The sequence below is a fragment of the Halarchaeum acidiphilum MH1-52-1 genome (assembly GCF_000474235.1).
Taxonomy (GTDB): domain Archaea; phylum Halobacteriota; class Halobacteria; order Halobacteriales; family Halobacteriaceae; genus Halarchaeum; species Halarchaeum acidiphilum.
Genome location: NZ_BATA01000019.1, coordinates 1 through 22,238 on the forward strand (window position 1 = coordinate 1; position 22,238 = coordinate 22,238).

At 69.2% G+C, this 22,238-nt stretch carries 24 protein-coding genes, 2 tRNA genes and 3 pseudogenes; 8 read left to right on the plus strand and 21 right to left on the minus strand.

What is annotated here, in order from left to right:
• Positions 1-119 precede the first annotated feature (119 nt).
• The 4 genes and pseudogenes from AOZ13_RS05095 (at position 120) to AOZ13_RS05110 (ending at position 3,221) form a co-directional block, all read left to right on the plus strand.
• The gene (locus AOZ13_RS05095; RefSeq protein ID WP_021779995.1) at positions 120-1,541 is read left to right on the plus strand and encodes a cytochrome ubiquinol oxidase subunit I; all 1,422 of its coding nucleotides are present in this window, start codon (positions 120-122) and stop codon (positions 1,539-1,541) included.
• Complete coding sequence (gene cydB / locus AOZ13_RS05100; protein WP_021779996.1) at positions 1,534-2,526, plus strand: cytochrome d ubiquinol oxidase subunit II; 993 nt, start codon at positions 1,534-1,536, stop codon at positions 2,524-2,526. The genes AOZ13_RS05095 and cydB overlap by 8 nt, the downstream gene beginning before the upstream one ends.
• Before the next feature lie 13 nt (positions 2,527-2,539).
• Positions 2,540-2,737 carry a hypothetical protein gene (locus tag AOZ13_RS05105; protein ID WP_044958613.1) on the plus strand — a complete coding sequence of 66 codons (198 nt, stop codon included), beginning with the start codon at positions 2,540-2,542 and terminating at the stop codon, positions 2,735-2,737.
• Positions 2,738-2,798: 61 nt separating this feature from the next.
• Positions 2,799-3,221 (plus strand): annotated as a pseudogene (locus AOZ13_RS05110) (aldo/keto reductase).
• Between the two features lie 91 nt (positions 3,222-3,312).
• Here the strand turns inward: AOZ13_RS05110 and idsA3 are convergent.
• Entirely contained in the window at positions 3,313-4,359 is a 1,047-nt protein-coding gene (gene idsA3, locus AOZ13_RS13855; RefSeq protein WP_021779998.1) for a geranylfarnesyl diphosphate synthase, read from the minus strand.
• Positions 4,360-5,607, minus strand: coding sequence for an MBL fold metallo-hydrolase (locus tag AOZ13_RS13860; protein WP_049933865.1), 1,248 nt, complete (start codon positions 5,605-5,607; stop codon positions 4,360-4,362).
• Between the two features lie 224 nt (positions 5,608-5,831).
• On the opposite strand from AOZ13_RS13860, the gene AOZ13_RS05120 reads away from it, so the two are divergent.
• A complete protein-coding gene (locus AOZ13_RS05120) occupies positions 5,832-6,791 on the plus strand; it encodes an AEC family transporter (protein WP_020222628.1) in 960 nt (319 codons plus the stop codon).
• A 37-nt stretch (positions 6,792-6,828) separates the two neighbouring features.
• Here AOZ13_RS05120 and AOZ13_RS05125 read toward each other — a convergent pair whose 3' ends face one another.
• The 3 genes from AOZ13_RS05125 to mvk are packed head-to-tail and all read right to left on the minus strand — an operon-like array spanning position 6,829 to position 8,825.
• Positions 6,829-7,071 (minus strand): DUF4177 domain-containing protein, encoded by a 243-nt coding sequence (locus AOZ13_RS05125; protein ID WP_020222627.1) that lies wholly within the window; start codon positions 7,069-7,071, stop codon positions 6,829-6,831.
• Between the two features lie 39 nt (positions 7,072-7,110).
• Positions 7,111-7,845, minus strand: coding sequence for an isopentenyl phosphate kinase (locus tag AOZ13_RS05130; protein ID WP_021780000.1), 735 nt, complete (start codon positions 7,843-7,845; stop codon positions 7,111-7,113).
• Entirely contained in the window at positions 7,842-8,825 is a 984-nt protein-coding gene (gene mvk, locus AOZ13_RS05135; protein ID WP_021780001.1) for a mevalonate kinase, read from the minus strand. The genes AOZ13_RS05130 and mvk overlap by 4 nt, the downstream gene beginning before the upstream one ends.
• A 103-nt stretch (positions 8,826-8,928) precedes the next feature.
• On the opposite strand from mvk, the gene AOZ13_RS05140 reads away from it, so the two are divergent.
• Positions 8,929-9,738: a VOC family protein gene (locus tag AOZ13_RS05140; RefSeq protein ID WP_020221561.1), complete on the plus strand. Its 810-nt coding sequence runs from the start codon at positions 8,929-8,931 to the stop codon at positions 9,736-9,738.
• On the opposite strand, the gene AOZ13_RS05145 is transcribed toward AOZ13_RS05140, so the two are convergent.
• The 16 genes and pseudogenes from AOZ13_RS05145 to moaA form a co-directional block, all read right to left on the minus strand.
• The gene (locus AOZ13_RS05145; RefSeq protein ID WP_020221562.1) at positions 9,735-10,388 is read right to left on the minus strand and encodes a sugar phosphate isomerase/epimerase family protein; all 654 of its coding nucleotides are present in this window, start codon (positions 10,386-10,388) and stop codon (positions 9,735-9,737) included. The genes AOZ13_RS05140 and AOZ13_RS05145 overlap by 4 nt on opposite strands.
• Before the next feature lie 69 nt (positions 10,389-10,457).
• Entirely contained in the window at positions 10,458-11,225 is a 768-nt protein-coding gene (gene rpsB, locus AOZ13_RS05150) for a 30S ribosomal protein S2 (protein WP_020221563.1), read from the minus strand.
• Positions 11,222-12,421: a phosphopyruvate hydratase gene (eno, locus tag AOZ13_RS05155; protein WP_020221564.1), complete on the minus strand. Its 1,200-nt coding sequence runs from the start codon at positions 12,419-12,421 to the stop codon at positions 11,222-11,224. Before eno ends, rpsB begins: the two co-directional genes overlap by 4 nt.
• Positions 12,418-12,591: a DNA-directed RNA polymerase subunit K gene (locus tag AOZ13_RS05160; RefSeq protein WP_020221565.1), complete on the minus strand. Its 174-nt coding sequence runs from the start codon at positions 12,589-12,591 to the stop codon at positions 12,418-12,420. The genes eno and AOZ13_RS05160 overlap by 4 nt, the downstream gene beginning before the upstream one ends.
• A complete protein-coding gene (locus AOZ13_RS05165) occupies positions 12,591-12,791 on the minus strand; it encodes a DNA-directed RNA polymerase subunit N (RefSeq protein WP_044957504.1) in 201 nt (66 codons plus the stop codon). Before AOZ13_RS05165 ends, AOZ13_RS05160 begins: the two co-directional genes overlap by 1 nt.
• A 12-nt stretch (positions 12,792-12,803) precedes the next feature.
• Positions 12,804-13,201, minus strand: a pseudogene (locus tag AOZ13_RS05170) (30S ribosomal protein S9).
• Entirely contained in the window at positions 13,195-13,632 is a 438-nt protein-coding gene (locus tag AOZ13_RS05175; RefSeq protein ID WP_020221568.1) for a 50S ribosomal protein L13, read from the minus strand. Before AOZ13_RS05175 ends, AOZ13_RS05170 begins: the two are co-directional and overlap by 7 nt.
• Positions 13,629-13,982: a 50S ribosomal protein L18e gene (locus AOZ13_RS05180; protein ID WP_020221569.1), complete on the minus strand. Its 354-nt coding sequence runs from the start codon at positions 13,980-13,982 to the stop codon at positions 13,629-13,631. Before AOZ13_RS05180 ends, AOZ13_RS05175 begins: the two co-directional genes overlap by 4 nt.
• Positions 13,983-14,018: 36 nt before the next feature.
• Positions 14,019-14,103 (minus strand) — tRNA-Leu (locus tag AOZ13_RS05185).
• Between the two features lie 144 nt (positions 14,104-14,247).
• On the minus strand, positions 14,248-14,994 hold the full coding sequence (locus AOZ13_RS05190; protein ID WP_020221570.1) for a DNA-directed RNA polymerase subunit D: 747 nt from the start codon (positions 14,992-14,994) through the stop codon (positions 14,248-14,250).
• A gap of 9 nt (positions 14,995-15,003) precedes the next feature.
• A complete protein-coding gene (locus tag AOZ13_RS05195) occupies positions 15,004-15,396 on the minus strand; it encodes a 30S ribosomal protein S11 (RefSeq protein WP_020221571.1) in 393 nt (130 codons plus the stop codon).
• A 3-nt stretch (positions 15,397-15,399) separates the two neighbouring features.
• A pseudogene (locus AOZ13_RS05200) lies at positions 15,400-15,917 on the minus strand (30S ribosomal protein S4).
• Positions 15,917-16,432 (minus strand): 30S ribosomal protein S13, encoded by a 516-nt coding sequence (locus AOZ13_RS05205; protein WP_020221573.1) that lies wholly within the window; start codon positions 16,430-16,432, stop codon positions 15,917-15,919. The pseudogene AOZ13_RS05200 and the gene AOZ13_RS05205 overlap by 1 nt, the downstream one beginning before the upstream one ends.
• A 20-nt stretch (positions 16,433-16,452) precedes the next feature.
• Positions 16,453-16,536 (minus strand) — tRNA-Ser (locus AOZ13_RS05210).
• 118 nt (positions 16,537-16,654) lie between these two features.
• Complete coding sequence (locus AOZ13_RS05215) at positions 16,655-17,965, minus strand: APC family permease (protein WP_021780004.1); 1,311 nt, start codon at positions 17,963-17,965, stop codon at positions 16,655-16,657.
• Between the two features lie 39 nt (positions 17,966-18,004).
• Positions 18,005-18,964 carry a GTP 3',8-cyclase MoaA gene (gene moaA / locus AOZ13_RS05220; RefSeq protein WP_020221672.1) on the minus strand — a complete coding sequence of 320 codons (960 nt, stop codon included), beginning with the start codon at positions 18,962-18,964 and terminating at the stop codon, positions 18,005-18,007.
• A gap of 212 nt (positions 18,965-19,176) precedes the next feature.
• Here moaA and AOZ13_RS05225 point away from each other — a divergent pair, with 212 nt between their 5' ends.
• Positions 19,177-20,217 (plus strand): Mrp/NBP35 family ATP-binding protein, encoded by a 1,041-nt coding sequence (locus tag AOZ13_RS05225; RefSeq protein ID WP_021780006.1) that lies wholly within the window; start codon positions 19,177-19,179, stop codon positions 20,215-20,217.
• Between the two features lie 131 nt (positions 20,218-20,348).
• Complete coding sequence (locus AOZ13_RS05230; protein ID WP_020221671.1) at positions 20,349-22,238, plus strand: 2-oxoacid:acceptor oxidoreductase subunit alpha; 1,890 nt, start codon at positions 20,349-20,351, stop codon at positions 22,236-22,238.

A 22,238-nucleotide genomic window follows, 5' to 3' on the forward strand; every position in this document is an offset into this window, starting at 1 on the left:
GGCGGGACTCTCTCGCTGTTCTAGGTAGGACCGCGCGTGTATCGCTCGAACAGCCCCAACGCTCTTTGCGTCGCTGGCCGCACCGTTCCGGTAGTGAAGCCAACGCGGGTGAGCGATCCATGGTAGATCCGGTCTTCGCGAGCCGCCTCCAGTTCGCGCTCACGACCATCGTCCACATCGTCTTCCCCGTCATCAGCATGGGGCTCGCGCCCTTCCTCGTCTACTTCACGTGGCGCGAGGTGCACCATGGCGAACCGCTCTACGAGCGCCTGCGTCGCTTCTGGGGGCACGTCTTCGCCATCACGTTCGTCGTCGGGACCGTCACCGGGCTCGTCCTCGAGTTCGAGTTCGGGACGAACTTCGCCGGCTTCTCCGCGTTCGTCGGCGAACTCTTCGGCGGGCCGCTCGCCGTCGAGGGGATGATGGCGTTCATGCTCGAAGCCACGTTCCTCGGCGTCTTCCTCTTCGGTCGCGAGCGCGTGAGCGACCGGCTCTACTTCGTCTCCTCGCTCGCCGTCGGCGTCGGCTCGTGGCTCTCCGCCGTCTGGATCCTCGTCGCGAACTCGTGGATGCAGACCCCGCGGGGGTACGAGGTCGTCACCGAGGGCGGCCGGCGCGTCGTCCACCTCACCGACCCGCTCGCCGCCTACCTCAACCCGCGCTTCCCGTGGCTGTTCGTCCACATGCAGACCGCGGCCGTCGAGACCGTCTCGCTCCTCCTCGCCGGCATCTCCGCCTACTACGTCTACAAACACCACGTCCGCGGCGTCGAGAACGAGAACGTCGACGTCTGGGAGGCCACCCTGAAGATCGCGCTCGTCGTCCTCATCGTCGTCGCACCGCTCCAGATCGCCGTCGGCGACGGCTACGCCCGACACGTCTACGAGACCCAACCGCAGAAGTTCGCGGCGATGGAGGCCGTCTGGCACACCGAATCGCACGTCCCCGAGTACCTCTTCGCGTTCCCGACCGACCTCAGTCACGTCCTCGGCCCGCACTCGAAGGACCTCTTCGGGCTGGGCATCCCCGGCGGGGCGTCGTGGCTCGCCAGCGGCGGGAACGCGGGCGCCGCCATACAGGGATTGGAGACGTTCGCCGAACCCCACCCGCCCGTCGCGCTCGTCTTCTGGTCCTTCCGCGTCATGGTCGGACTCGGCTTCTGGTTCCTCCTCCTCGCCTTCTGGGGAGGCTACCGGTGGTGGCGCGGCGAGCTGTTCGACGACGACCTGCTCCACAAGGGGCTGATGGCATCGACGCTGCTCGGCCTCCTCGCCGTCGAGACCGGGTGGGTCGTCACCGAGGTCGGGCGCCAACCGTGGCTCGTCCACGGCGTGTTGAAGACGACGAACGGCGTCTCGCCCGGCCTGAGCGCGACGGAGGCCACGCTCACGCTCGCCGGCTTCGCCGTCGGCTACCTCGCGCTGCTCGCCGTCTACACGTACGTGGTCGTCCGCGTCATCCGGGGCGGTCCGCCGTCGGACGACGCGGACCTCTACACCCGCGGGACGGCCGAGACCGAGGGGGTGACGACCGATGACTGATCTCGCCGCCGGTCCCCTGTTCGGTCTCCCGCTCGCCGATCTCTGGTTCGCTCTGCTGTTCTGCCTGCTCGGGGCGTTCGTCCTCCTCGACGGCTTCGACTTCGGCGTCGGCGCGCTGTTCGCCCTCCGGCACGACGAGGCGGAGCGCGAGCACCTCCTCGCCGTCGTCGGGCCCTTCTGGGACGGCAACGAGGTCTGGCTCGTCGTCTTCGGCGGCGCGCTCTTCGCCGCGTTCCCCACCGTCTACGCCGCCGTCTTCTCGCGCTACTACCTCCTGCTGTTCTGCGTCCTCGCACTGCTCATCCTCCGCGGCCTCGCCCCCGAGTTCCGCGAGCAGCGCGAGGACGACGCGTGGCGACGCTGGTGGGGGCGCTCGTTCGTCGCCGGGAGCGTCGGCGCGCCCTTCTGTCTCGGCGTCTTCGTCGCCGACTGGACCTTCGGTCTCGACGCGATCCTCACCGTCCCCGGCGTCCTCGTCGGCCTCGCGCTCGTCGCGCTCACGATCGCCGACGGCGTCGCGTTCGTCCGGCTGAAGGTCGAGGGCGACCTCCGCGAGACCGTCCGGCCGTACGGCGAGCGCGCCGCCGCGGCCTACCTCGCGCTCGTCGTCGTCACGCTCGCGTACGTCGTCGCCGCGCTCCCGCGCGCCGCCGCGAACCTGCTCACGCCGCTCGGGATCGCCTGCGTCGCGCTCAGCGTCCTCGCCGGCGTCGGCTACGCCCTCGCGCTCCGACGGGGACGCGACCGGGCCGCGTTCGGCGCCGTCGCCCTCACCGTCGTCGCGCTCGTCGCGCTCGTCGCGCGCTTCATGTACCCGCTCGTCGATCCGGCCGCCGGAACCACCGTCGCGGACGCCATCGTCTCGACGCTCCCGCTCAACCTCATGTCCATCGCGGCGGTGATCCTCCTCCCGCTCGTCTCCGGCTACTTCGTCCTGCTCTACACGTCGTTCAGCGGTTCGATCGAGAGCGGGGAGGGCTACTGAGATGGGTCGCTCGATGGTCGCCTCCCGCGCGCTCCTCACGTGGTTCGAGCTGATGGTCGTCGGCATCGTCGGGGGGACCGTCGGGAGCGTCCTCGGCGGGCCGCTTCGCTACCTCCTCTATCTCGCCGTCGCGCTCGCCTCCGTCGGCGTCCTCTTCTACAACGTCGACGCCCACGTCACCGCGCGACTCGACGCGGCGGGCGATCCCTGAAGGCCGCGTCGCCCGCCGCTTCCACAGCGCCTTCCGGTCGCGCGCGCGCCAATCGCCACCCCTGACACGCGCGAACGAGAGCGACACGTTCGACATCGGCGACGAACTCACCGTCCACCGCCTCGGCTTCGGCGCGATGCGCCTCACCGGCGGAGACGTCATCGGTCGTCCCCCGAGCGAGCCGAACGCGCGCGACGTCCGCCGGCGCGCCGACGAACTCGGCGTGGACTTCATCGATACGGCGGACTCCTACGGTCCCGCCGTCTCCGAGCGCCTCATCGGCGAGACGCGCGAGGCCGTCGAGACCGTCGCCGAGCGCCACGACGCCACCGTCTATCAGGTGTCGCTCGCGTGATTCCTCGATCACAGCGACGTCATCCTCCCGATCCCCGGGACGTCGAGCATCGATCACCCCGAACAGAACGTCGCCGCGACCGGACTCGATCTGACCGACGCGGACCGCGAGACGTTGGACGTCGCGTGAGCGACGCGCGAGAAGAGCCACCACACCCCCCACCGTTGCAAGTGTTCCATCTTTTGCCAGCGCGGGCGAAGCCGCGCACGGCAAACGGTCGTTAGTAGCCGCGTTCGATGAGGTAGTCGGCGATCTCGCGGAGGAGGTCTCGGGCGTCGTTGTCGGGGAGGCCGTCGAGTTCGGCTTTCGCCTGCGCGGTGAGGTCCTCGGCGAGGTTGCGGGCGTAGGCGATGCTGCCGGCGTCCTCTAACGCCGCGACGGCGGCGTCGATCTCGGCGTCGGTGACGTTCTCGGGGTCGTCGGCGTCCACGAGGGAGTCGACGTCGACGCCGTGATCGCGCGCGTGGACGGTGATGACGGTCTGTTTGTTCTCGACGAGGTCGCTCCCGCGCTGTTTGCCGAGTTGCTCGGAGGGCACGGTCAGATCGAGGACGTCGTCCTGAATCTGGAAGGCCTGCCCGGCGTTGACGCCGTAGCGGTAGAGCGCGTCGACGACGTCGTCGTCCGCGCCCATGACGATGGCGGGGACGCTCGCGGCGGCGCCGTAGAGGACGGCGGTCTTGCGCTCGACCATGTCGAGGTACTCGTCGGCGTCCACGTCGGCGCGCGTCTCGAAGTCGACGTCGAGCGCTTGGCCCTCGCAGATGCGCGTGCAGGTGCGCGCGAGGAGGTCGATGGCGTCGAGGCTCGCCTCGGGGTCGGCCTCGGTCCGGAGCATGATCTCGAAGGCCTTCGAGTAGAGGGTGTCGCCGGCGAGGATGGCGGTCTCGGTGTCGTACTCGCGGTGGACGGCGGGGACGCCGCGACGGAGGTCGTCGTCGTCCATGATGTCGTCGTGGATGAGGGTGAACGACTGGATGACCTCGATGGAGACGGCGGCGGCCATGACGTCCACCGTCGAGTCGTCGAGCGCGGGGAACTCCCCGTAGTCCGCGGAGAGGAGATCGACGTCCGCGAGCGCTTCCGCGACGAGCAGCGAGACGGTCGGGCGCAGGCGCTTCCCGCCGGCTTCGAGGAGATATCGGGAGGCCTCGTACAGTCGTTCGGGTTCGGCCATCGGGAGTTCGTCGTCGATCGCGTCGTTGACGAGTTCGCGTCGCTCCTCGATGGCGGACAACACCGCGTCTTCGCGCGTGTTCTGGTTCATTTATTCGGCGAGTGTGATGGTGGTTCCGTTGCGGGCGACGTGGACGTCCTCGCCGCGCTCGTATCCGCGGGCTTCGGCGAGGGCGACGTAGGGTTCGATACCTTCTACTGACTGGTGGGCGGGGATAAGGGTACGGGGTTCGAGCGCCCGGAGCATCCGGCGGTGGCCCGTAGCGCGGAGGTGACCGGAGACGTGGACGCCGTCGCGGACCCGGACGCCGCGGCGTTCGAGTCGCCGATCGAGCGCGGCCCGGCGCCGCCGATTGACGGGATCGGGGATCACGCGGGCGCTGAAGACGACGACGTCACCCGCGCCGAGCGCGAGCGCGCTCTCGGCGCGCGCGAGTCGCGGCAGGACGGCGCGCGGTTCGGCCTGATGGCCGGTGGCGATCAACAGGAAGTCCTCGCGGCCCTCGTTACGCACGCGCCGCAGCGCGCGCTCGACGCCGACGCGACTCCCGCGGGTCTCGACGTCCTCGAATTCCGGATAGCCGAAGTGGGCGGCGGTCCGCGCGTACGTCTCCATCGAGTGCCCGAGGAGGATCGGCTCGCGGCCGATCTCCCGGGCGCACTCGACGAGGCTCGACACGCGCGAGACGTGGCTGGCGAACGTCGAGGCGACGATCACTCCGTCCGTGTCCGCGACGCCTCGCAGGGTGTCGCGAACGCGAGCGCGGGCGACGGCCTCGCCGGGCGTGCGTCCGTCGCGGCCCGCGTTCGTGCAGTCCTCGACGTACGCGAGCACGCCCGCCTCACCGAGCGCCTCGAAGCGCGCCATGTCGATCGGGTCTCCGAGAACCGGATCGTGGTCGAGGCGCTTATCGAGTCCGTAGACGACCGCGCCGGCCGGCGTGTGGAGGACGGGGTTCACCGCACCGACGGTCGAGTGCGTGACGTGGACGAACTCGAGTTCGAGACCGTCGCCGATATCCATCCCCTCGCCGGCGGCCATCGTCACGAGGTCGCCGGCGAACCTCGCGCCGAGTTCGCCCTTCACTATCTCCATCGTGAACGGGGTCGCGATCAGCGGGGCGTCGTAGCGTTCCGCGAGGACGCCGGCCGCCCCGACGTGATCGAGGTGGCCGTGCGAGAAGACGACCGCGCGGACTTCGCCGTCGAGGTCGCGTCGGACGACCGGTGCGAGGTCGAGACCCATATCGAAGACGACGACGTCGCTACCGACGCGGACGGCCGTCATGTTCCGTCCGACCTCCTCGTACCCGCCGATCGTCGCGATTTCGATCTCCATCGTGGACTCCCGTGTAGCGCCGGCGGGACCGACGCTTATCGATCGCCCGTACGGGTGAGCGCAACAAAAACGGCGGGGATCGACGCCCCTCTCGCCACCGCGGCGCGGCGACCTGTTTCGGAAGGGGCTTTGTATCAGCGCTCGGTAGGATCACGTGTGTCTCGTTTCCCTCACTATCCGGTTCCGGTTCGAACCACCCCGTCCCGAGCGGACGTGAGACGCGCGTGACCCTCTTCGGCGCCTTCACGTCGGCCATCCTCCCGATCGTCGCCATCGCCGCCGTGGGCTACGTCCTCGGGCGCGCCACCGACGTCTCCGTCGGCCCGCTCAACACCGTCGCGCTCAACTTCTTCCTCCCCGCGCTCGTCTTCCACGGCATCGCGACGACGAGCCTCAGCGGGAGCGCCGTCGTCTCGCTCGTCGTCGCCGTCCTCGCCTACGCGCTCGTCATCATGGCGCTCGCGTACGTCGCCGGCCGCGCGCTCGACGTCCCGGACTCCCTGCTCTCCGGCATCGTGCTGGCGAGCGCGTTCCCGAACTCCGGGTTCGTCGGCATCCCCCTCACTTCGTTCGTCTTCGGCGACCTCGGGAAGACGACCGCCACGCTCTTCCTCACGACGCAGAGCGTCCTCCTCTACACGCTCGGCGTCTACGTCGTCTCCGCCGGGAAGGACGACGCCGCCGGCGCGACGAGCGCGCTCCGCGAGGTCTTTCGCCTCCCGCTCGTCTACGCCGTCGCCGCCGCGGCGATCGTCCGCCTCCTCGGGCTGACCCCGCCCGCAGACGGCACCTTCATGACCACGGTGAACACGGTCGGCTCGGCGTCCGTCCCCCTGATGCTCACCGTCGTCGGCATCCAGCTCGCCGACGTCGACCTCGGTCACCTCCGCCCGACCGCGCTCCCCACCGCGCTCAAGCTCGTCGTCGCCCCCGTCGTCGGCGCCGCCATCGCGATCGTCATCGGCTTCGCCAACCCCGACGTCGCCAACATCTTCGTCCTCGAATGCGCGACGCCCGCCGCCGTCACCCCCCTCGCGCTCACCATCGCGTACAGCGACGGCGATCCCGACACGGCGTTCGACACCGCCGAGTACATGAGCACCGTCATCTTCGTGACGACGGTGTTGAGCGTCGTCGTCCTCACCGGCCTCGTCGCCGCCATCCAGAGCGGATTCGTCTTCTAACCGACCGCTCGGTCGTCTGCGCCGCACGCGGCACGTCTCACTGTCCAGTCGTGGACGACCCGTCCGCGCCGTCCGACCCCCCATCCTCGACCGGTCGTTTGAACACGAGCCCCGTCGTGGACCCACCTCGACCGCCGAGTTTGACCTCGCTGCTGTCGATCGCTGCCGCGAGCTCCCACCCGTCCGCGCCGAGTTCGTTCAACTCCGCTTCACTCGGGGACTCCGCGTCGCGGAAGTAGCTCCCCGAGTCGAGCCGTACGATCTTGTACTCCCACTGCATGCGACGAGGATTCGGTGCCGACCGAGAAGAACGTACGCCCTACCGGATCACCGTGCCCGGTCCCTCGCCGCGAAGGAAACCGCCGAGCGCGTCGGGACCGAACACCGACGCGGGCGCGTCGAGGTCGAGGAGTGCGCGGACCTTCGCGGCCATCCCACCCGTGACGTCCGTGTCCGCGCTCCCGCCGAGATAGCGCTCGACGTCGGCGTAGTCGTCGATGCGCTCGATGACGTCGCCGTCGTCGTCCAACACGCCCGAAACCGTCGAGCAGACGCCGACGCGATCGGCGTCGAGACCGCGCGCGAGCGCGACGACGAGCTCGTCGCCGCTCAGGATCGTCGCGCCCGCATCGACGTGCGTCACGACGTCGCCGTGGAGGACGGGCACGAACCCCTCGTCGCGCGTCGCGCCGACGGTGTCCGTCGGAAGCGTGAGGTCGCCCGCGGCGTCCCGGTAGCCCGCCGAGTGGGGGTGGTGTGGGACGGCCGGGACGTCCCGTCCGACGAGGGCGTCGCAGACCGCGTCGTTCAGCCGCCGCATCGCGCCGTGGATCTCGCGGACCGCCGCCGCGTCGCGCGTGCCGTCGGTTCGAGAGACGCCGTGGGCGGCCGCGTGGTGGTGGCCGAACGAGCCGCCGCCGTGGACGAGAACGAGATCGCCGATCGACGCCGCGGCGATCGCGTCCGCGGCGTCCGCGAGAGCGCCGATATCGACCGTCTCCGGCTCGCCCTTCTCGGTGATCACGCTCCCGCCGAGCTTCAGGACGACCGTCACTCCGCACGCACCCCCTCGTCCGCGAGCCGCGCGCGGAAGGCCTCCTCGCACGCCGGCGTCAGCGAGAGCGCGGTCTCCGCGCCGTCGTCCCGATCGAGCGCGACGATGCAGCCCCCGCCGCCCGCGCCCGTCAGTTTCGCGCCCGCGGCGCCGCCGTCGCGCGCCGCCCACACCATCTCGTCGAGCGAGCGCGCGGAGACGCCGAGCGCGGCGAGCAGGCCGTGATCGACGTCCATCAGGCGCCCGAGTTCCTCGACGTCGCCCTCGCGGAGCGCGTCCTCGCCCCGCCGGACGAGGTCGCCGATGGATTCGACAGTGTCGCGAGCGAAGTCGTACTGCTCGCGCAACGCGCGCACGCCCGCGACGAGGTCGCCCGTGTCGTGACTCGTCCCGTCGTACCCCACGACGAACGGGAGGTCGGGCGCGTCGAGCGTCCGACAGTCCGACCCCTCGACGCGGACCGCCCCGCCCATCGCCGAGCAGAACGTGTCCGCGCGCGAGGCCTCCCCGCTCTGGACCGCCTTCTCGACCTCGTACGCGCGCTCCGCGACGGTCTCGGGAGCGAGTTCGACGCCGAGTTCGCGCGCGGCGGCGTCCACGCCCGCGACGACGACGGCGGCGGAGGAGCCGAGACCCGCGCCCAGCGGGATGTCGCTCTCGATCGTCACGTCGAAGCCCGCGTCCGGCCGGTCGGCGGCGTCGCGCGCGCTCGCCACCGCCGCGTCCACGTACCCCATCGCCGCCTCGACCAGCGCCGTCGGGACGTCCACGTTCGGGACGCCGTCGTCAGCGCCGTACTCCACGGTGAACCCGTCGAGCGAGAGGTCCGCTGCGCTCACCCGCAGGCGCCCGTCGTCACGCTCCTCCACCCGGACGGTCGCGCGCCGCTCGATGGCGCACGGCACCGCGGGCTCGCCGTAGACGACCGCGTGCTCCCCGAAGAGGTACACCTTCCCCGGGGCGCTCGAAGTGGTCGGCATACCCGAACACGGGTCGGCCCGGCGTAAGTACCCTTTCGCTTCGCGGCGCACCCACCGCCGTCGGTGCCGCGCCACCTATCACTACCGCCCGCCAACCCCGGATATGCGCCCCGTCATCGATCACGTCCCGTTCGTCGGTCCCGACCTCGACGCGCTCGTCGAGCGCTTCGAGAACGCCGGCTTCGCCCCGCAGTACGGCGGCGAACACGCCGAATCCGGCACGGAGACGGCGATGATCGTCCTGCCCGACGGCTCCGCGCTCGAACTCCTCGCGCCCACCGATCCCGACGCCGAGACCGCCGGCCACTGGCCGGACTTCGCGGCGGCCGACGCCGGTCCCTGCGCGTGGTGCGTCGACGCCGGCAGCGTCCACAGCGAACTCCAGCGCGCCATCAGTCACGACGTCACCGTCCGGGGACCCGTCCGCGAGCGCCGCGAGACCGACCGGGGCGTCGCCGAGTGGGACGTCGGCTTCCTCGGCGACCCGGACACCGCGCTCCCCGCCGTCGTCTCCGATCGAACGCCTCGCGAGTACCGCGTCCCCGACAGCGCGCTCTACGGGTCCCCGATCTCCGGGATCGGCCGCGTCGTCCTCGCCGTCGACGACCTCGACGCGGCCGTCGCGCGCTTCACCGACCTCTATCGGCTTCCGACGCCCGAGCGCGACTCCGACGGCACGTTCGGCGCGCTCGCCGCCTTCCCCGGACAGGACGTCGTCCTCTGCGCGCCCGACGACGGTCCCGTCCGCGAGCGCCTCTCGCGCTTCGGTCCCTGTCCCGCCGCCGTCCTCCTCACCGGTGACGTCTCCGACGCCGCGGCTCACCACCCGCTCCACGGCGGACGCACCCTCTTCGGGAAGCGCGTCCGCTTCGTCGACGGCTTCGACACCCGCCTCGGCGTCGTCGAGCGCTAAGCCGCCTCGAAGTGCGCCAGCGCGTCGGCCTGCTCCGCCGGCATCACCTCCAACACCACGGTCCCGTCGAAGTGCCCCTTCAGCGTCCGCGCGAGGTCGTCCATCGCCATCTCCCCCGCACCGAACGCGAGCCCGTCCGTCTCGCGCGTCGAATCGGCGAGGTGGACGACGCGGATCCGATCGCCGTACGCGTCCAGCAGCGCGCGGAACCGCTCCCGATAGTCCGCGTGCGCCATGTAGAGGTGGGCGGTGTCGAGCACCAGCTCGTGGCCGCGACGGAGTACCTGCGCCTCGACGTGCCGGACGCTCGCGCCCGCCTGATTCTCGTACCCGTGCTCGGCCGCGAACCCCGCCTCCGCGAGGACGGGCGTGTGCGTCATGTTCGCGTACTGGGTGTGGACGACGAGGTAGGCGTCGAGCGCGCGAGCGAGGCGGTCCGCGGCCCGGAGCGGACCCGTCGCCGACGGGAGCACGTGCGGGGTGTGGACCGAGCACGCAGATATCGACGAGGCCCGCACTCGCTCGGCGAGCCTCTCGGTCGCGACGTCGAGGACGTCCGGCGTCACATAGAGTTCGGCCGCATCGAATCCCCGGTCGGCGGCCGCGATCAGCGACTCACGCGTCGGTCGGCACTTCCCGGCGACCTGCATACAGCGACACTCGACGCGCGCGGAGATGTAACTACGGGGTTCGTCACCGAAAGGAAAGGGTCGTCGGCGTTAAATCTCGCTCTCGAAGTCCTCGAGACTGTACGACGGCTCGGCGCCGCGCTTGTCGAGGACCTCGTTCGCGAGCAGCCAGTAGACGACCGAGAGCGCGCGTCGACCCTTGTTGTTCGTCGGAACGACGAGGTCGACGTTGCTCGTGGAGTTGTTCGAGTCGCACATCGCGATCACGGGGATTCCGACCGTGATCGCTTCCTTGACGGCCTGACTGTCACCGATCGGGTCGGTGACGACCAGCACGTCCGGCTCGATGTAGCCGTCGTACTTGGGGTTCGTCAGCGTCCCCGGGATGAAGCGACCCGTACGGGCGCGCGCGCCGACCGCGTCCGCGAACTTCTCCGCGGGGAAGCGACCGTACTGACGCGAGGAGGTGACGAGCACCTGCTCGGGGTCGTAGTTCGCGAGGAAGTCCGCGGCCGTGCGGATGCGATCGTCCGTGCGCGAGACGTCGAGGACGTAGAGACCATCCGTCCGCACGCGGTGGATGAAGCGCTCCATGTCCTGCGTCTTCTGCTGCGTGCCGATGTGGACACCCGCGGCGAGGTAATCCTCGACCGGGATGAGGAGGTCGGCGTCCTCGTCTGGCATTACGTCTTCCGTCCCTGCGGCCGGCTCGGGGGTCTCCGGGGTGTCGTCGCCGTCGGCGGCGTCCGCCTCGACGTCGACATCGACGTCGGGCGCCTCGGACTCCGCGTCCGCGGCGTCCGCGTCCGTGTCGGGGGCCTCCTCGAGATCGGCCTCGCTGTCTTCGTGCTCGCTCATAGTGCCTCGTCCGCGATGCGGATGAGTTCGTTCAGCTTGGCGGTTCGCTCGCCCTGCACCGTCCCCGTCTTGATGAACGGGGCGTCGGTCGCCACGGCGAGGTGTGCGATCGTCGCGTCCTCCGTCTCACCGCTCCGGTGGCTGACGACCGTCTCGTAGCCGTTCCGGGTGGCGAGTTCGATGGCGTCGAAGGCATCGCTGAGGGTGCCGATCTGGTTCGGCTTGATGAGGATGCTATTCGCCGCATCCACGTCGATCCCCTCCTGCAGGCGCTCTGTGTTCGTGACGAACAGGTCGTCGCCGCAGATCAGCGTCTGGTCGCCGACGCGCTCGGTCAGCTCGGCGAACGCCTCGTAGGCGTCCTCGTCGAGCGGGTCCTCGACGTACGCGAGGTCGTACTCGTCGACCAGCCCGGCGACGTACTCGATCTGCTCCTCCGTGGAGCGGACCTCGTCACCGAAGACGTACTCGCCATCCTCGAAGACCTCGGCCGCCGCCAGATCGAGACCGAACTTGATGTCGAAGCCGACATCGTCCGAGACCGTCTCGACGGCCTCCTCGACGATCTCGAACGCCTCCGCGTCCGAGACGGGGGGCGCCCACGCGCCCTCGTCGCCCTTCGCGGCGGGCGTGCCGCGCTCCTCCAGCAGCGAGCCGATCTCGCCGTGGACCTGCGCGTTCGCGAAGACGGCGTCCTTCACGCTCGGCGCGCCGACCGGCGCGGAGAGGAACTCCTGAATCGCCGTCGCCTCTTGGGCGTGCTCGCCGCCCCCGACGACGTTGCCGAGGGGGATCGGGAAGTTCTCGCCGCGGAAGGCGCCGCCGAGGTGCTGGTAGAGCGGCGCGCCGAGGACGTCCGCCCCGGCCTTGGCCGCCGCCATGCTGATGGCGACCGCCGAGTTCGCGCCGATCTCCGAGAAGTCCTCGGTGCCGTCGGCCGCGCGCAGCGTGTCGTCGACCTCGCGCTGGTCGCCCGCGTAGACGCGCCCGTCGAGGCGGGGCACCGCGTGCTCGCGGGCCGCCGCGATGGCCTCGTTGACCGGCAGTTCGATGGCTTCGTACTCACCGGTGGACGCCCCGGACGGGGCGGCCGCACGGCCGAAGCCGCCGGACTCGGTGAGGACGTCCGCTTCCACGGTCTTGTTGCCGCGCGAGTCGAGGACTGCGCGCAGGCGAACGGTTTCGATGCGTGTCATTGTCGTTCCCTCCGGACGGTGAAGGGGAGCGCGTCGGCGTCGTACTCCTCGGCCGCGATGAGGATCGGCTCCGTCTGGTCGGTGTCGACCAAGACGGGCGCGCCGTACGACACCTGCAGGGCGCGCGCCCCGATGATGCGTGCCTTCTCGTAGCGGTTGAATTCCGGCATTACTGGTAGGGTGAGACCACGTCGACGAGGTCCTGATGCGAGACGAACATCCGCCGGCAGCAGTGCCGGTCGAGACCGAGGTCGTCGAGGACCTCCGCGGGGTCCTCGTCGCCCTCCTTGGTCGCGGCTCGCGCCTTGAACTCCTCCCAGTGCTCACCGATGACGGTCCCGCACGTGAAACACCGGACTGGTACCATCATGATTCGTGTACCTCAGCGGTAGGACTTCTGGTAGCGCGCCCGCGCACCGGGCCCGCCCCACTTCTTCGACTCCTTGCGCCGGGCGTCGTTGACGAGGAGCTGACGGTCGAACTCCATGAACGCATCACGGAGTTCGGCGTCGTTGCGGAACTCGACGATGCGCGCGCGATGGCGGTCCGGACGGCGTCGGCCTGTCCGGCGTAGCCGCCACCGTTCACGGTGACGTCGACGTCGATCTCGTCGCGGATGTCCTCGCCCGCGATGCGGAACGGCTCGAGCATCTTGAGCCGCGACATCTCGGGGTCGACGAGTTCGACCGGCGTGGAGTTGATTCGCACGCGACCCTCGCCTTCGGAGACCGTCGCGCGAGCGACGGCCGTCTTCTTCTTCCCGCTCGTGTTGGTTACCATGTCTTGTTAGCACCCAGTTCTGCTGCGATCTCCCCGAGGGTGACGAACTTGATGTTCGAGAGGCGATCGAGGGACGTTCCCTCGAGGACCTCACCGTCCTCGTCGTAGCGGTTGCCGACGTAGAGCCGGACGTTCTCGAACGCCTCGCGGCCGCGGTCGGTCTTGTACGGGAGCATCCCGCGCACGGCGCGCTTGAAGATGCGGTCGGGACGCTTCGGGTAGTACGGCCCGCTGTCCGAACCGAGTTCGGCGCGGGTACGGTACGTCCCGAGGACGTCCTCCTCGCTGCCCGTGATGACCGCGTCCTCCGCGTTGACGATGGCCACCGTCTGGCCGTCGAGCGCGAGTTCTGCGACGTTCGATGCGACGCGACCCATGATACAGTCGCGGGCGTCGACGACGACGTCCGCGTCGAATTCTGCGGCGCTCATCGGATCACCCGGACGTTGGACCCTTCGGGGTTCTGTTCAACTGCCTGTGCCAGCTGGACGACGTCGCCGTCCGCGTGTTCGATCTTCGTCTCCGCGCTGGACGAGAAGTCCACCGCGGCGACCGTCACGGACTTCCGGAGGGCGCCCGAACCGAGCACCTTCCCCGGGACGACGACCGTTTCGTCCTCATTCGCGTATCGTTCGATGCGACTCAGGTTCACCTCGGCGTGCGTCGAGCGCGGCTTCTCCAGCCGGTCGGCGACGTCGTGCCACACGTCCGCGCCCGAATCGCGGGCGACGGATTTGAGTTGGGCGATGAGACTACTGAGTCTCGGACTCGTCTTGCTCATGCTTCTGACTCCTGATGAGAGTATAGGGGTGTGGAGTGCAGGGAGCAGGATTTGAACCTGCGAACTCCTACGAGACAGCGCCCTGAACGCTGCGCCTTTGGCCAAACTTGGCTATCCCTGCACGCCCACTGAGAAGGCGCGGTCTTACCGACGACACATGCTTCCCGCCGCCCCGTAAAGGGACTTTCGATCCCGTCCGGTGACGCGGCCGGCGCTGGTCGCGTGCGGCCGACGTCGATGGTGGGGTGGCGGGGCATGTGTCGTCTTACAGACTGACCTTCTCGCGCAGTTCGTCCGCGCGCGTGGACAGCGTGCCCACGGCACGGAGGACCAGTTCATCGACGGGCATCGACCCGTCGGACTCGACGTGGAAGACGAACGCGTTCGGGACGTCCTCGACCGTGACCTCCTTCCCCGGATACCGGTTCGTGAGGTCGTGGCCGAACTCCGAGGTGGCGACGAGGTCGCCGCCGTCCTCGATGACGCCGCGAACGATCTGGGATTCGTCTTCGCCGTACTCCGAGGCGTCGTCACCGACCTCGACGTGCTGGAGGTGCCGGTAGCCGACGGCCACCCCGCCTTGGAACTTCGCGTGATCGCGACCCCGGCCGAGCACCGCGTCGGCCTCCGCCTCCAGACGCTGTCCGTCCTTCAGCTCGATGAGGGGAATGTTCTCGTCTGCGGGTTCGACCTGCGGGTCCGGCGAGACCAGATCACCGCTGTACGCGGTGGCGGGTCCCTCCACGTCGATGGCGAGGGTGACGGTGTCGTCCTCGTCGAACTCGCCCTCGGGGGTCGTGAGCGGCACGAGCCCCATCCGGAGGGCGAGCACCTCGTCGAACAGGACGCTCGAGTTCTCCACGAACCGCACCGTGTCGATGGAGAGCGTCGGGACGTCCGCGAGGATGGCCCGGCGGATGCCGTTGGCGAACGCGGGCGTGATCCCTCGAACGAGGAAGCGCGCCTCCCGGTCGCCGTCTTCGATGAATTCGACGTCGAAGTCCGTTGCCATGTGATGTCGTTAGTAGCCGCTGTTCTTCGGCGGGCGGGTCCCGTCGTGGGGGATCGGGGTGACGTCCTCGATGCGACCGATTTCGAGGCCCGCGCGAGCGAGCGCTCGGATCGTCGCCTGCGCACCGGGACCGGGGCTCCGCTGGAGGTTGCCACCGGGACCACGGACGCGGACGTGGACGCCCTCGATACCCTGTTCTTTCAGGTCTTCGGCGAGCTGTTCGGCCATCTGCATCGCGGCGTACGGCGAGGCCTCGTCACGGTTCTGCTTGACGACGGCGCCACCGCTGGATTTGGCCAGCGTCTCGGCGCCCGTCTCGTCGGTGACCGTGAGCAGCGTGTTGTTGAACGAGGCGTGCACGTGCGCGATGCCCCACTTGTCGTCGGCTTCGTTTGCTGACATGGGTTACTCCTGATTGTCGGCGCGAGCCGGGTGGAGCTCGTCCGTGAGCGGACTCGTCTCGTCGAACGCGACGTCGTCCTCCTCGGCCACGGCGACCGTTCGCGACGGCGCCGTCACGCGGCTGTCGCCGACCGTGACGTGGCCGTGGGTGACGAACTGCCGCGCCTGCTGCGGCGTGTTCGCCAGTCCCTTGCGGTAGGCGACCGTCTGGAGGCGGCGTTCGAGGACGTCCGTGACGTCCAGCGAGAGGACCGCGTCCAGCTCGTCGGAGTCGCCGAGGATGCCGTAGCGTCGGAGGCGTGCGACGAACTCCTCACCCTCCTCGCCCTCCTCGGTCACGCGACCGAGGAGTTCGCGGGCCTCGCGGCGGTAGGAGCGCAGTTCGGACTGCGCGCGCCAAAGCTCCTCTTTGTTCTTCAGGCCGTAGCGGCTGAGGAGATCGGACTCCTCGGAGATCCGCTCGCCTGATAGGGGTGGTTCGGCGTCTCGTAGAACTTGGTGTTCTCACCGGGAAGCGCCATTATTCACCCTCCTCCTCTGCTTCCTCTTCCATCTCTTCTTGCAGGGCCTCGACGTTGACACCGATGGTGCCCTCGGTACGCCCGGTGGACTTCGTGCGCTGGCCGCGGACCTTCTGTCCGCGCTCGTGGCGCACGCCCTTGTAGGACCGGATCATCCGCATCCGGTTGACGTCCTGATTCCGGGTGAGGGAGACGTCGTTGCCCGTGATGTGTTCGGTCTCGCCGGTATAGAAGTCGTTCCGGCGGTTCGCCAGCCAGTCTGGAACTTCGTCGGCGAAGTTCTCCACGGCCTCGACGATGCGCTCGATGGGCTCGTCGTCGAGACGGCCGAGCGTGGCTGTTCGGTCCACGTCGGCGTTGGCGGCGACCACGCGGGAGACCCGGCGGCCGATGCCGTCCATCTCGGAGAGGGCACGCTCGACGGTCTTCGTCCCGTCGAGGTCTGTCTGCCCGATCCGGACGAAGTATCGGATGTCCTCCTCCTCGTCCGGCTCCTCTTGTTGTTCTTCGCTCATGATTGTCTCGTGTGGAGAGGCGTCGTGGCGGGGATTTGAACCCCGGAGGCGGTGAGCCACAGAGTTAGCAACCCTGCGCCTTGACCAGGCTAGGCTACCACGACCCGCTCGATGGTTACTGTCGCCCTCGTCGGACTCGGGACCGCACGCCCCTACAGTGACTGCACTCTATTCGAGTCACCGGCCCTACTTAACTATCACGAAACGGCGGAGGTGCGTGAGTCAGCGACGGGGGAGCCAGTACACCGCCAAGACGACCGCCCAGATGGTCGCGACCGTCGCGAGCACGTCCGGGTCCGTCCGGTGGAGGTGCCAGAAGAGCGCGAGCAGGGCGGCGAGCGAGCCGAGCGCGCCGACCGCCGGGATCGCGGCGCTCGCGAGCGAGTCGCGTCTGGTGTACGCGACGGCGGAGACGACGCCGAAGACGCTGATGAAGGCGCCCGACGCGAAGCTCGTGATCGACGAGAGGCTCCCGTAGACCGTGAGGATCGCCGTGAGCGTCCCGAGCACGAGGAGCGCGCGCACGGGCGACGACTCCCCCGGTTCGCTCGTCCGGCGCTGGCCGACCGACTCGCTCGTGCCGGTGTCGCCGACGGGTCGCCCCGGCGCGTTGTGCGCGGCGTCCGCCACCTGCTGGCTGAGCCGGGCGGCCGAGAACAGCGTGGCGTTCAGCGCGGACGCGGTCGAGAACACGGCGGCCGCGGCGACGAGCGCGAAGCCGGCCTCGTGGAAGACCGGCCGCGCGGCGTACGCGAGCGCCGTCTCCTCGTTCGCGGCGATGGCCGCGGGCTTCAGGAGATCCGTCGTCACGACGGCGACGAGGACGTAGAGCAGCGTCGTGACGACGACGCTGGTGTAGATGGCCCGTCGGACGGTCACCTGCGGGTCCGCGATGCTGTCGAGGTCGAAAGTGAGCAGTTCCCATCCCTCGAAGGCGACGAAGGAGAGGGCGCTCGCGGCGACGACGCCACCGCCGAGGCTGCCGAACCCGCTCCGGAGCATCCCGTGGGTGGCGCCGTAGTACGCCCCCGCGCCGCCGACGACGAGCAGGATGCACACCTTCGTCGCGACGAGCGCGTCCTCGGTCCGGCCGGACGCCCGCGCGCCCAGCGCGTTCAGCCCGACGAAGCACGCGACGGCGGCCGCGGAGAGGAGCGGGCGCGCCGGGACGCCGAACACGGACGCGACGCCGACGAGCTGGAGACCGTAGCTCCCGAAGGCGTACGCGTACATCGCCATCGTCCCGACGTAGCCGAACGTGAACACCCATCCGACGACGCCGGCGAGCCAGCGCGCCCCGGTGAACTCCTCGACGTGCTCGACGGGACCCGCGACCGCGGAGTCGCTCGCGCGTATCAGGCGGACGAACGAGTAGCCCGCACAGAGCGCGAGCAGTCCCGAGACGACGAACGACAGCCACGCAGCGGGTCCGGCGGTCTCCGCGACGACGCCGAGCACCGCGAAGATCCCGCCGCCGACCATCCCACCGACGGCGAGCGAGACGCACTCCGCGAATCCGATCCGATCTCCCATGCGCGAACGCGCGTCCGCGAGATTAAAAGAGACTGCCCTTCACGCGTCGACGTATTTCTGGTTCACTTCCCAGCCGCCGTCGCCGTCCTCGACCATGTACTCGCCGTAGTAGGGGACGCGCTCGCGGACGGTCTCGCGGAACGTCGTCGCGATCTCGCCGCGCGTCATCTCGCCCATCGAGCGGAGGTCGTCGTTGCGGTTCAGACACCCCTTCAGGTAGCCCTCGTGTGTGACGCGCACGCGGTGGCAGTTCGCGCAGAACTCCTCGTTGCCGACCGGATCGACGATCTCGACCATGCCGCCGTCGATCCAGTAGCGCTTGCGGTCGTGCATCTCGCGGTGTTCGATTCGATCGGCCCGCTCGGCGAGCCAGTCGTGGACGGCGTCGATGTCCACCGCCCACTCGGGCTTGCCCACCAGCTCGGGCATGAACTCGATGAGCTGGAGTTGGAGACCGTCGTTCTCCGCGACGTAGTCGACCATCTCGGGGACGTAGTCCGTCGTCTCCTCGAAGAGGACCATGTTGAGCTTCACGGGATCGAGACCGGTCTCGACGGCCGCTTTCACGCCCTCGATGACCCGATCGTACGCGCCGGACTGCGTGACCTCGCGGAAGGCCTCCTCGTCGAGCGCGTCCTGCGAGACGTTCACGCGATCGAGACCGGCATCGACGAGACCGTCGGCGCGCTCGGGGAGGAACGTGCCGTTCGTGGTGAGCGAGACCTCCATCGAGTCGGGCGTCCGGCGGACGATCTCCTCGAGGTCGTCGCGGAGCATCGGCTCGCCGCCCGTGAACTTCACCGCGTCGACGCCGAACCCCTCGACGACGTCGAGGAAGCGCACGACGTCGTCCGCGCTCATCTCGTGGTCGCGGGCGGCCATCGGGCCGCGGGTGTCCCCAAGCCCCTCGTTGTGACAGTAGACGCAGTCGAAGTTACAGCGGTCCGTCAGCGAGACGCGCACCCCCGTCACCTCGCGACCGAACCCGTCTTCGAGCATGCGGGTACATCGCACGCGCGGACGGATAAGGCCGCGGGTAGGGGGAGACGTCGCGGGTAGGCGGCGACGTCGCGGGTAAGGGGCGACGTCGCGGGTAGGGGCGACGTCGCGTAGGGGAGACGCGCCCACGGGTGGGGGTCACGTCGCGGTCGGAAGCGGCGGTGCGACCGGGCGTCACAACCCTTATTCACGCGACGGCGCCTAACTGCCCCATGAACGAAGCGGACGTCGAGGAGGCGTTGCGCGGTGTCGGGGACCCCGACCTCGGGGACGACATCGTCGCGGAAGGACTCGTCAACGACGTCACCGTCGAGGAGGGCGTCGCGCACGTCTCGCTCGCGCTCGGAACGCCGTACTCGCCGGCGGAGTCGTCCATCGCCGACCGAGTTCGCGAGGCGATCCGCGAACTCGACCTCGAACCGGAGCTGTCGGCCTTCCACCCCGAGCAGGATTCCGGTGCGGAGGACGACGTCCTCCCGAACGTGAAGAACGTCATCGCGGTGGCGTCGGGGAAGGGCGGCGTGGGGAAGTCCACGGTCGCCGTGAACCTCGCGGCGGCGCTCTCGGATCGCGGCGCGCGCGTCGGTCTCTTCGACGCCGACATCTACGGGCCGAACGTCCCGCGGATGGTGTCGGCGGACGAGGCCCCGCAGGCGACGGAGGAGGAGACGCTCATCCCCCCGGAGAAGTTCGGCGTGAAGCTGATGAGCATGGCGTTCCTCACGGGCGGCGAGGACGATCCGGTGATCTGGCGCGGTCCGATGGTCCACAAGGTGCTCACGCAGCTCGTCGAGGACGTCGAGTGGGGGTATCTCGACTACCTCGTCATCGACCTCCCGCCGGGAACGGGCGACACGCAGCTCACCGTCCTCCAGACGATGCCGGTGACGGGCGCGGTCGTCGTGACGACGCCGCAGGACGTCGCGATCGACGACGCCCGGAAGGGCTTGGAGATGTTCGGCACGCACGACACCCCGGTGCTGGGGATCGTGGAGAACATGAGCACGTTCGTCTGTCCGGACTGTGGCTCCGAGCACGACGTCTTCGGGAGCGGGGGCGGCGAGGCGTTCGCGGCGGAGAGCGATCTCCCCTTCCTCGGTGCGATCCCGCTCGACCCCTCGGTCCGCGCCGGCGGCGATCGGGGCGCGCCGGTCGCGCTCGACGAGGACAGCGACGTGGGCGCGTCGTTCCGCGACTTGGCGGGGAACGCGGCCGACATGGCCGGCGTGCTCAACCGCCGCGGACTCGACTGAGACCGGCAGGTGGAGCGATCGAACTGACATTATACTTCATAATTTTTCCTTGCTAACGGATAGCAAACGATTTAGTGAGTGCCGTGCGAAAATCCCGTTAGTGTCCCACGCAGGGGGCCAGGACATACACTATGACTGACGACGAACTCATCTGGCGAATCGCGGGCGGTTCCGGCGACGGGATCGACTCGACGAGCCAGAACTTCGCGAAAGCTCTGATGCGCTCGGGGCTCAACGTTTTCACCCACCGGCACTATCCCTCGCGCATCCGCGGCGGCCACACGTACGTGGAGATCCGCGCATCGTCGGAGGAGGTCAAGTCCCGCGGTGACGGGTACAACTTCCTCGTCGCCCTCGGTGACTCGTTCGCCCGGAACCCAAAGGAGGACGCCTACTACGGCGAGGAGGAGATCAAGCCCCTCGCCGAGAACCTCGACGAACTCCGCGAGGGCGGGGTCATCGTCTACGACTCGGGGCTTCTCGACACCGACGAGATCGAGAACTTCGACGAGCGCGTCGAGGAGAACGGCTGGCACGTCTACGACGTCGACCTCCGCGGCATCGCCAAGGAACACGGCCGCGAGATCATGCGGAACACGGCCGGCGTCGGCGTCACCGCCGCGCTCACGGGTCTCGACACGTCCTACGTCGAGGACCTGATGGCGGAGGCGATGGGCGGCGACATCCTCGACGCGAACCTGAACGTCCTCCACGACGCGTACGAGCACGTTCAGGAGGAGTACGACGCGGACGCCCACGACGTCGCCGTCCCGACCGGTGAGCACGACGAGGAACAGGTCCTCGTCTCCGGCAGCCACGGGATCGCGTACGGCGCCCTCGACGAGGGATGCCGGTTCATCTCGGGCTACCCGATGACGCCGTGGACGGACGTCTTCACCATCCTCACGAACCTGATGCCCGACGTCGGGGGCATCTCGGAGCAGGTCGAGGACGAGATCGCGGCGGCGTCGCTCGCCGTCGGCGCGTCCCACGCGGGCGCGAAGGCCATGTCCGGGTCGTCCGGCGGTGGCTTCTCGCTCATGAGCGAGCCGCTCGGCCTCGCGGAGATGACGGAGACGCCGCTCGTGCTCGTCGAGGCCATGCGGGCCGGACCCTCCACGGGGATGCCGACGAAGCCCGAGCAGGCCGACCTCGAACACGTCCTCTACACGAGTCAGGGCGACAGCCACCGCGTGGTGTTCGCGCCCTCGAATCCGGTGGAGTGCTACGAGCAGACGCGCAAGGCGTTCCAGCTCGCGTACGACTACCAGATCCCGGTCATGGTCCTCTACGACCAGAAGCTCTCCGGGGAACACCGGAACGTCCCGAAGAGCACCTTCGACGAGGAGCCGAACCCGAGTCTCGGGAGCACGCTCACGGAGGAGGAACTCGAGGAGCAGCCCCACGGCGAGACCGGCATCTACCACCGGTTCCAGCACGAGGGCGAGGAGGGCGTCAGCCCGCGCTCCATCCCCGGCCAGTCCGGCGGTCGCTACCTCGCGACCGGGAACGAGCACACGCCCGAGGGGCACATCAGCGAGAGTCCCTCGAACCGCGTCGCGCAGGTCGACAGGCGCAACGAGAAGATCGAGGCGATCCGCGAGAACCTCGACGCGGACGAGCGCCAGCGGGAGTACGGTGAGACCGACGCGGAGTACGGCGTCATCTCTTGGGGGAGCCACTCCGGCACCGTCGAAGAGGCCGTCGAGCGCCTGAACGACGACGGACACAGCGTGAAGGGGCTCAGCGTCTCCGAGATGGCACCCTTCCCGAAGGAGCTCGTCGCGGAGTTCATCGAGAGCGTGGACGACGTGCTCGTCGTGGAGATGTCCTCGACGGCGCAGTTCCACGGTCTCATCCAGAAGAACCTCGGACAGTACGGTGAGAAACTCTCCTCGCTGCTGAAGTACGACGGGAACCCCTTCGAGCCCGCCGAGATCGTCGAGGCGGTCGAGGGACACGGGAGCGGCGAGGAGCTCTCCTCGAACACGCGGTTCGAAGCCGCGGCAGGCGGTGATTAA

What these genes read in the sequence shown, in the direction of transcription:
- AOZ13_RS05145 (WP_020221562.1), bottom strand. Translation starts at nt 10,388, where the DNA reads ATGCAGGTCGCCGGGAAGTGCCGACCGACGCGTGAGTCGCTGATCGCG.
- AOZ13_RS13860 (WP_049933865.1), bottom strand. Translation starts at nt 5,607, where the DNA reads ATGGAGATCGAAATCGCGACGATCGGCGGGTACGAGGAGGTCGGACGG.
- AOZ13_RS05160 (WP_020221565.1), bottom strand. Translation starts at nt 12,591, where the DNA reads ATGCCGGAATTCAACCGCTACGAGAAGGCACGCATCATCGGGGCGCGC.
- AOZ13_RS05205 (WP_020221573.1), bottom strand. Translation starts at nt 16,432, where the DNA reads ATGAGCGAAGAACAACAAGAGGAGCCGGACGAGGAGGAGGACATCCGA.
- AOZ13_RS05125 (WP_020222627.1), bottom strand. Translation starts at nt 7,071, where the DNA reads ATGCAGTGGGAGTACAAGATCGTACGGCTCGACTCGGGGAGCTACTTC.
- AOZ13_RS05165 (WP_044957504.1), bottom strand. Translation starts at nt 12,791, where the DNA reads ATGATGGTACCAGTCCGGTGTTTCACGTGCGGGACCGTCATCGGTGAG.
- AOZ13_RS05140 (WP_020221561.1), top strand. Translation starts at nt 8,929, where the DNA reads ATGCGCCCCGTCATCGATCACGTCCCGTTCGTCGGTCCCGACCTCGAC.
- AOZ13_RS05230 (WP_020221671.1), top strand. Translation starts at nt 20,349, where the DNA reads ATGACTGACGACGAACTCATCTGGCGAATCGCGGGCGGTTCCGGCGAC.
- AOZ13_RS05190 (WP_020221570.1), bottom strand. Translation starts at nt 14,994, where the DNA reads ATGGCAACGGACTTCGACGTCGAATTCATCGAAGACGGCGACCGGGAG.
- AOZ13_RS05175 (WP_020221568.1), bottom strand. Translation starts at nt 13,632, where the DNA reads ATGAGCGCCGCAGAATTCGACGCGGACGTCGTCGTCGACGCCCGCGAC.
- cydB (WP_021779996.1), top strand. Translation starts at nt 1,534, where the DNA reads ATGACTGATCTCGCCGCCGGTCCCCTGTTCGGTCTCCCGCTCGCCGAT.
- moaA (WP_020221672.1), bottom strand. Translation starts at nt 18,964, where the DNA reads ATGCTCGAAGACGGGTTCGGTCGCGAGGTGACGGGGGTGCGCGTCTCG.
- mvk (WP_021780001.1), bottom strand. Translation starts at nt 8,825, where the DNA reads ATGCCGACCACTTCGAGCGCCCCGGGGAAGGTGTACCTCTTCGGGGAG.
- AOZ13_RS05180 (WP_020221569.1), bottom strand. Translation starts at nt 13,982, where the DNA reads ATGAGCAAGACGAGTCCGAGACTCAGTAGTCTCATCGCCCAACTCAAA.
- AOZ13_RS05215 (WP_021780004.1), bottom strand. Translation starts at nt 17,965, where the DNA reads ATGGGAGATCGGATCGGATTCGCGGAGTGCGTCTCGCTCGCCGTCGGT.
- eno (WP_020221564.1), bottom strand. Translation starts at nt 12,421, where the DNA reads ATGACACGCATCGAAACCGTTCGCCTGCGCGCAGTCCTCGACTCGCGC.
- AOZ13_RS05225 (WP_021780006.1), top strand. Translation starts at nt 19,177, where the DNA reads ATGAACGAAGCGGACGTCGAGGAGGCGTTGCGCGGTGTCGGGGACCCC.
- idsA3 (WP_021779998.1), bottom strand. Translation starts at nt 4,359, where the DNA reads ATGAACCAGAACACGCGCGAAGACGCGGTGTTGTCCGCCATCGAGGAG.
- AOZ13_RS05105 (WP_044958613.1), top strand. Translation starts at nt 2,540, where the DNA reads ATGGTCGCCTCCCGCGCGCTCCTCACGTGGTTCGAGCTGATGGTCGTC.
- AOZ13_RS05095 (WP_021779995.1), top strand. Translation starts at nt 120, where the DNA reads ATGGTAGATCCGGTCTTCGCGAGCCGCCTCCAGTTCGCGCTCACGACC.
- AOZ13_RS05195 (WP_020221571.1), bottom strand. Translation starts at nt 15,396, where the DNA reads ATGTCAGCAAACGAAGCCGACGACAAGTGGGGCATCGCGCACGTGCAC.
- rpsB (WP_020221563.1), bottom strand. Translation starts at nt 11,225, where the DNA reads ATGAGCGAGCACGAAGACAGCGAGGCCGATCTCGAGGAGGCCCCCGAC.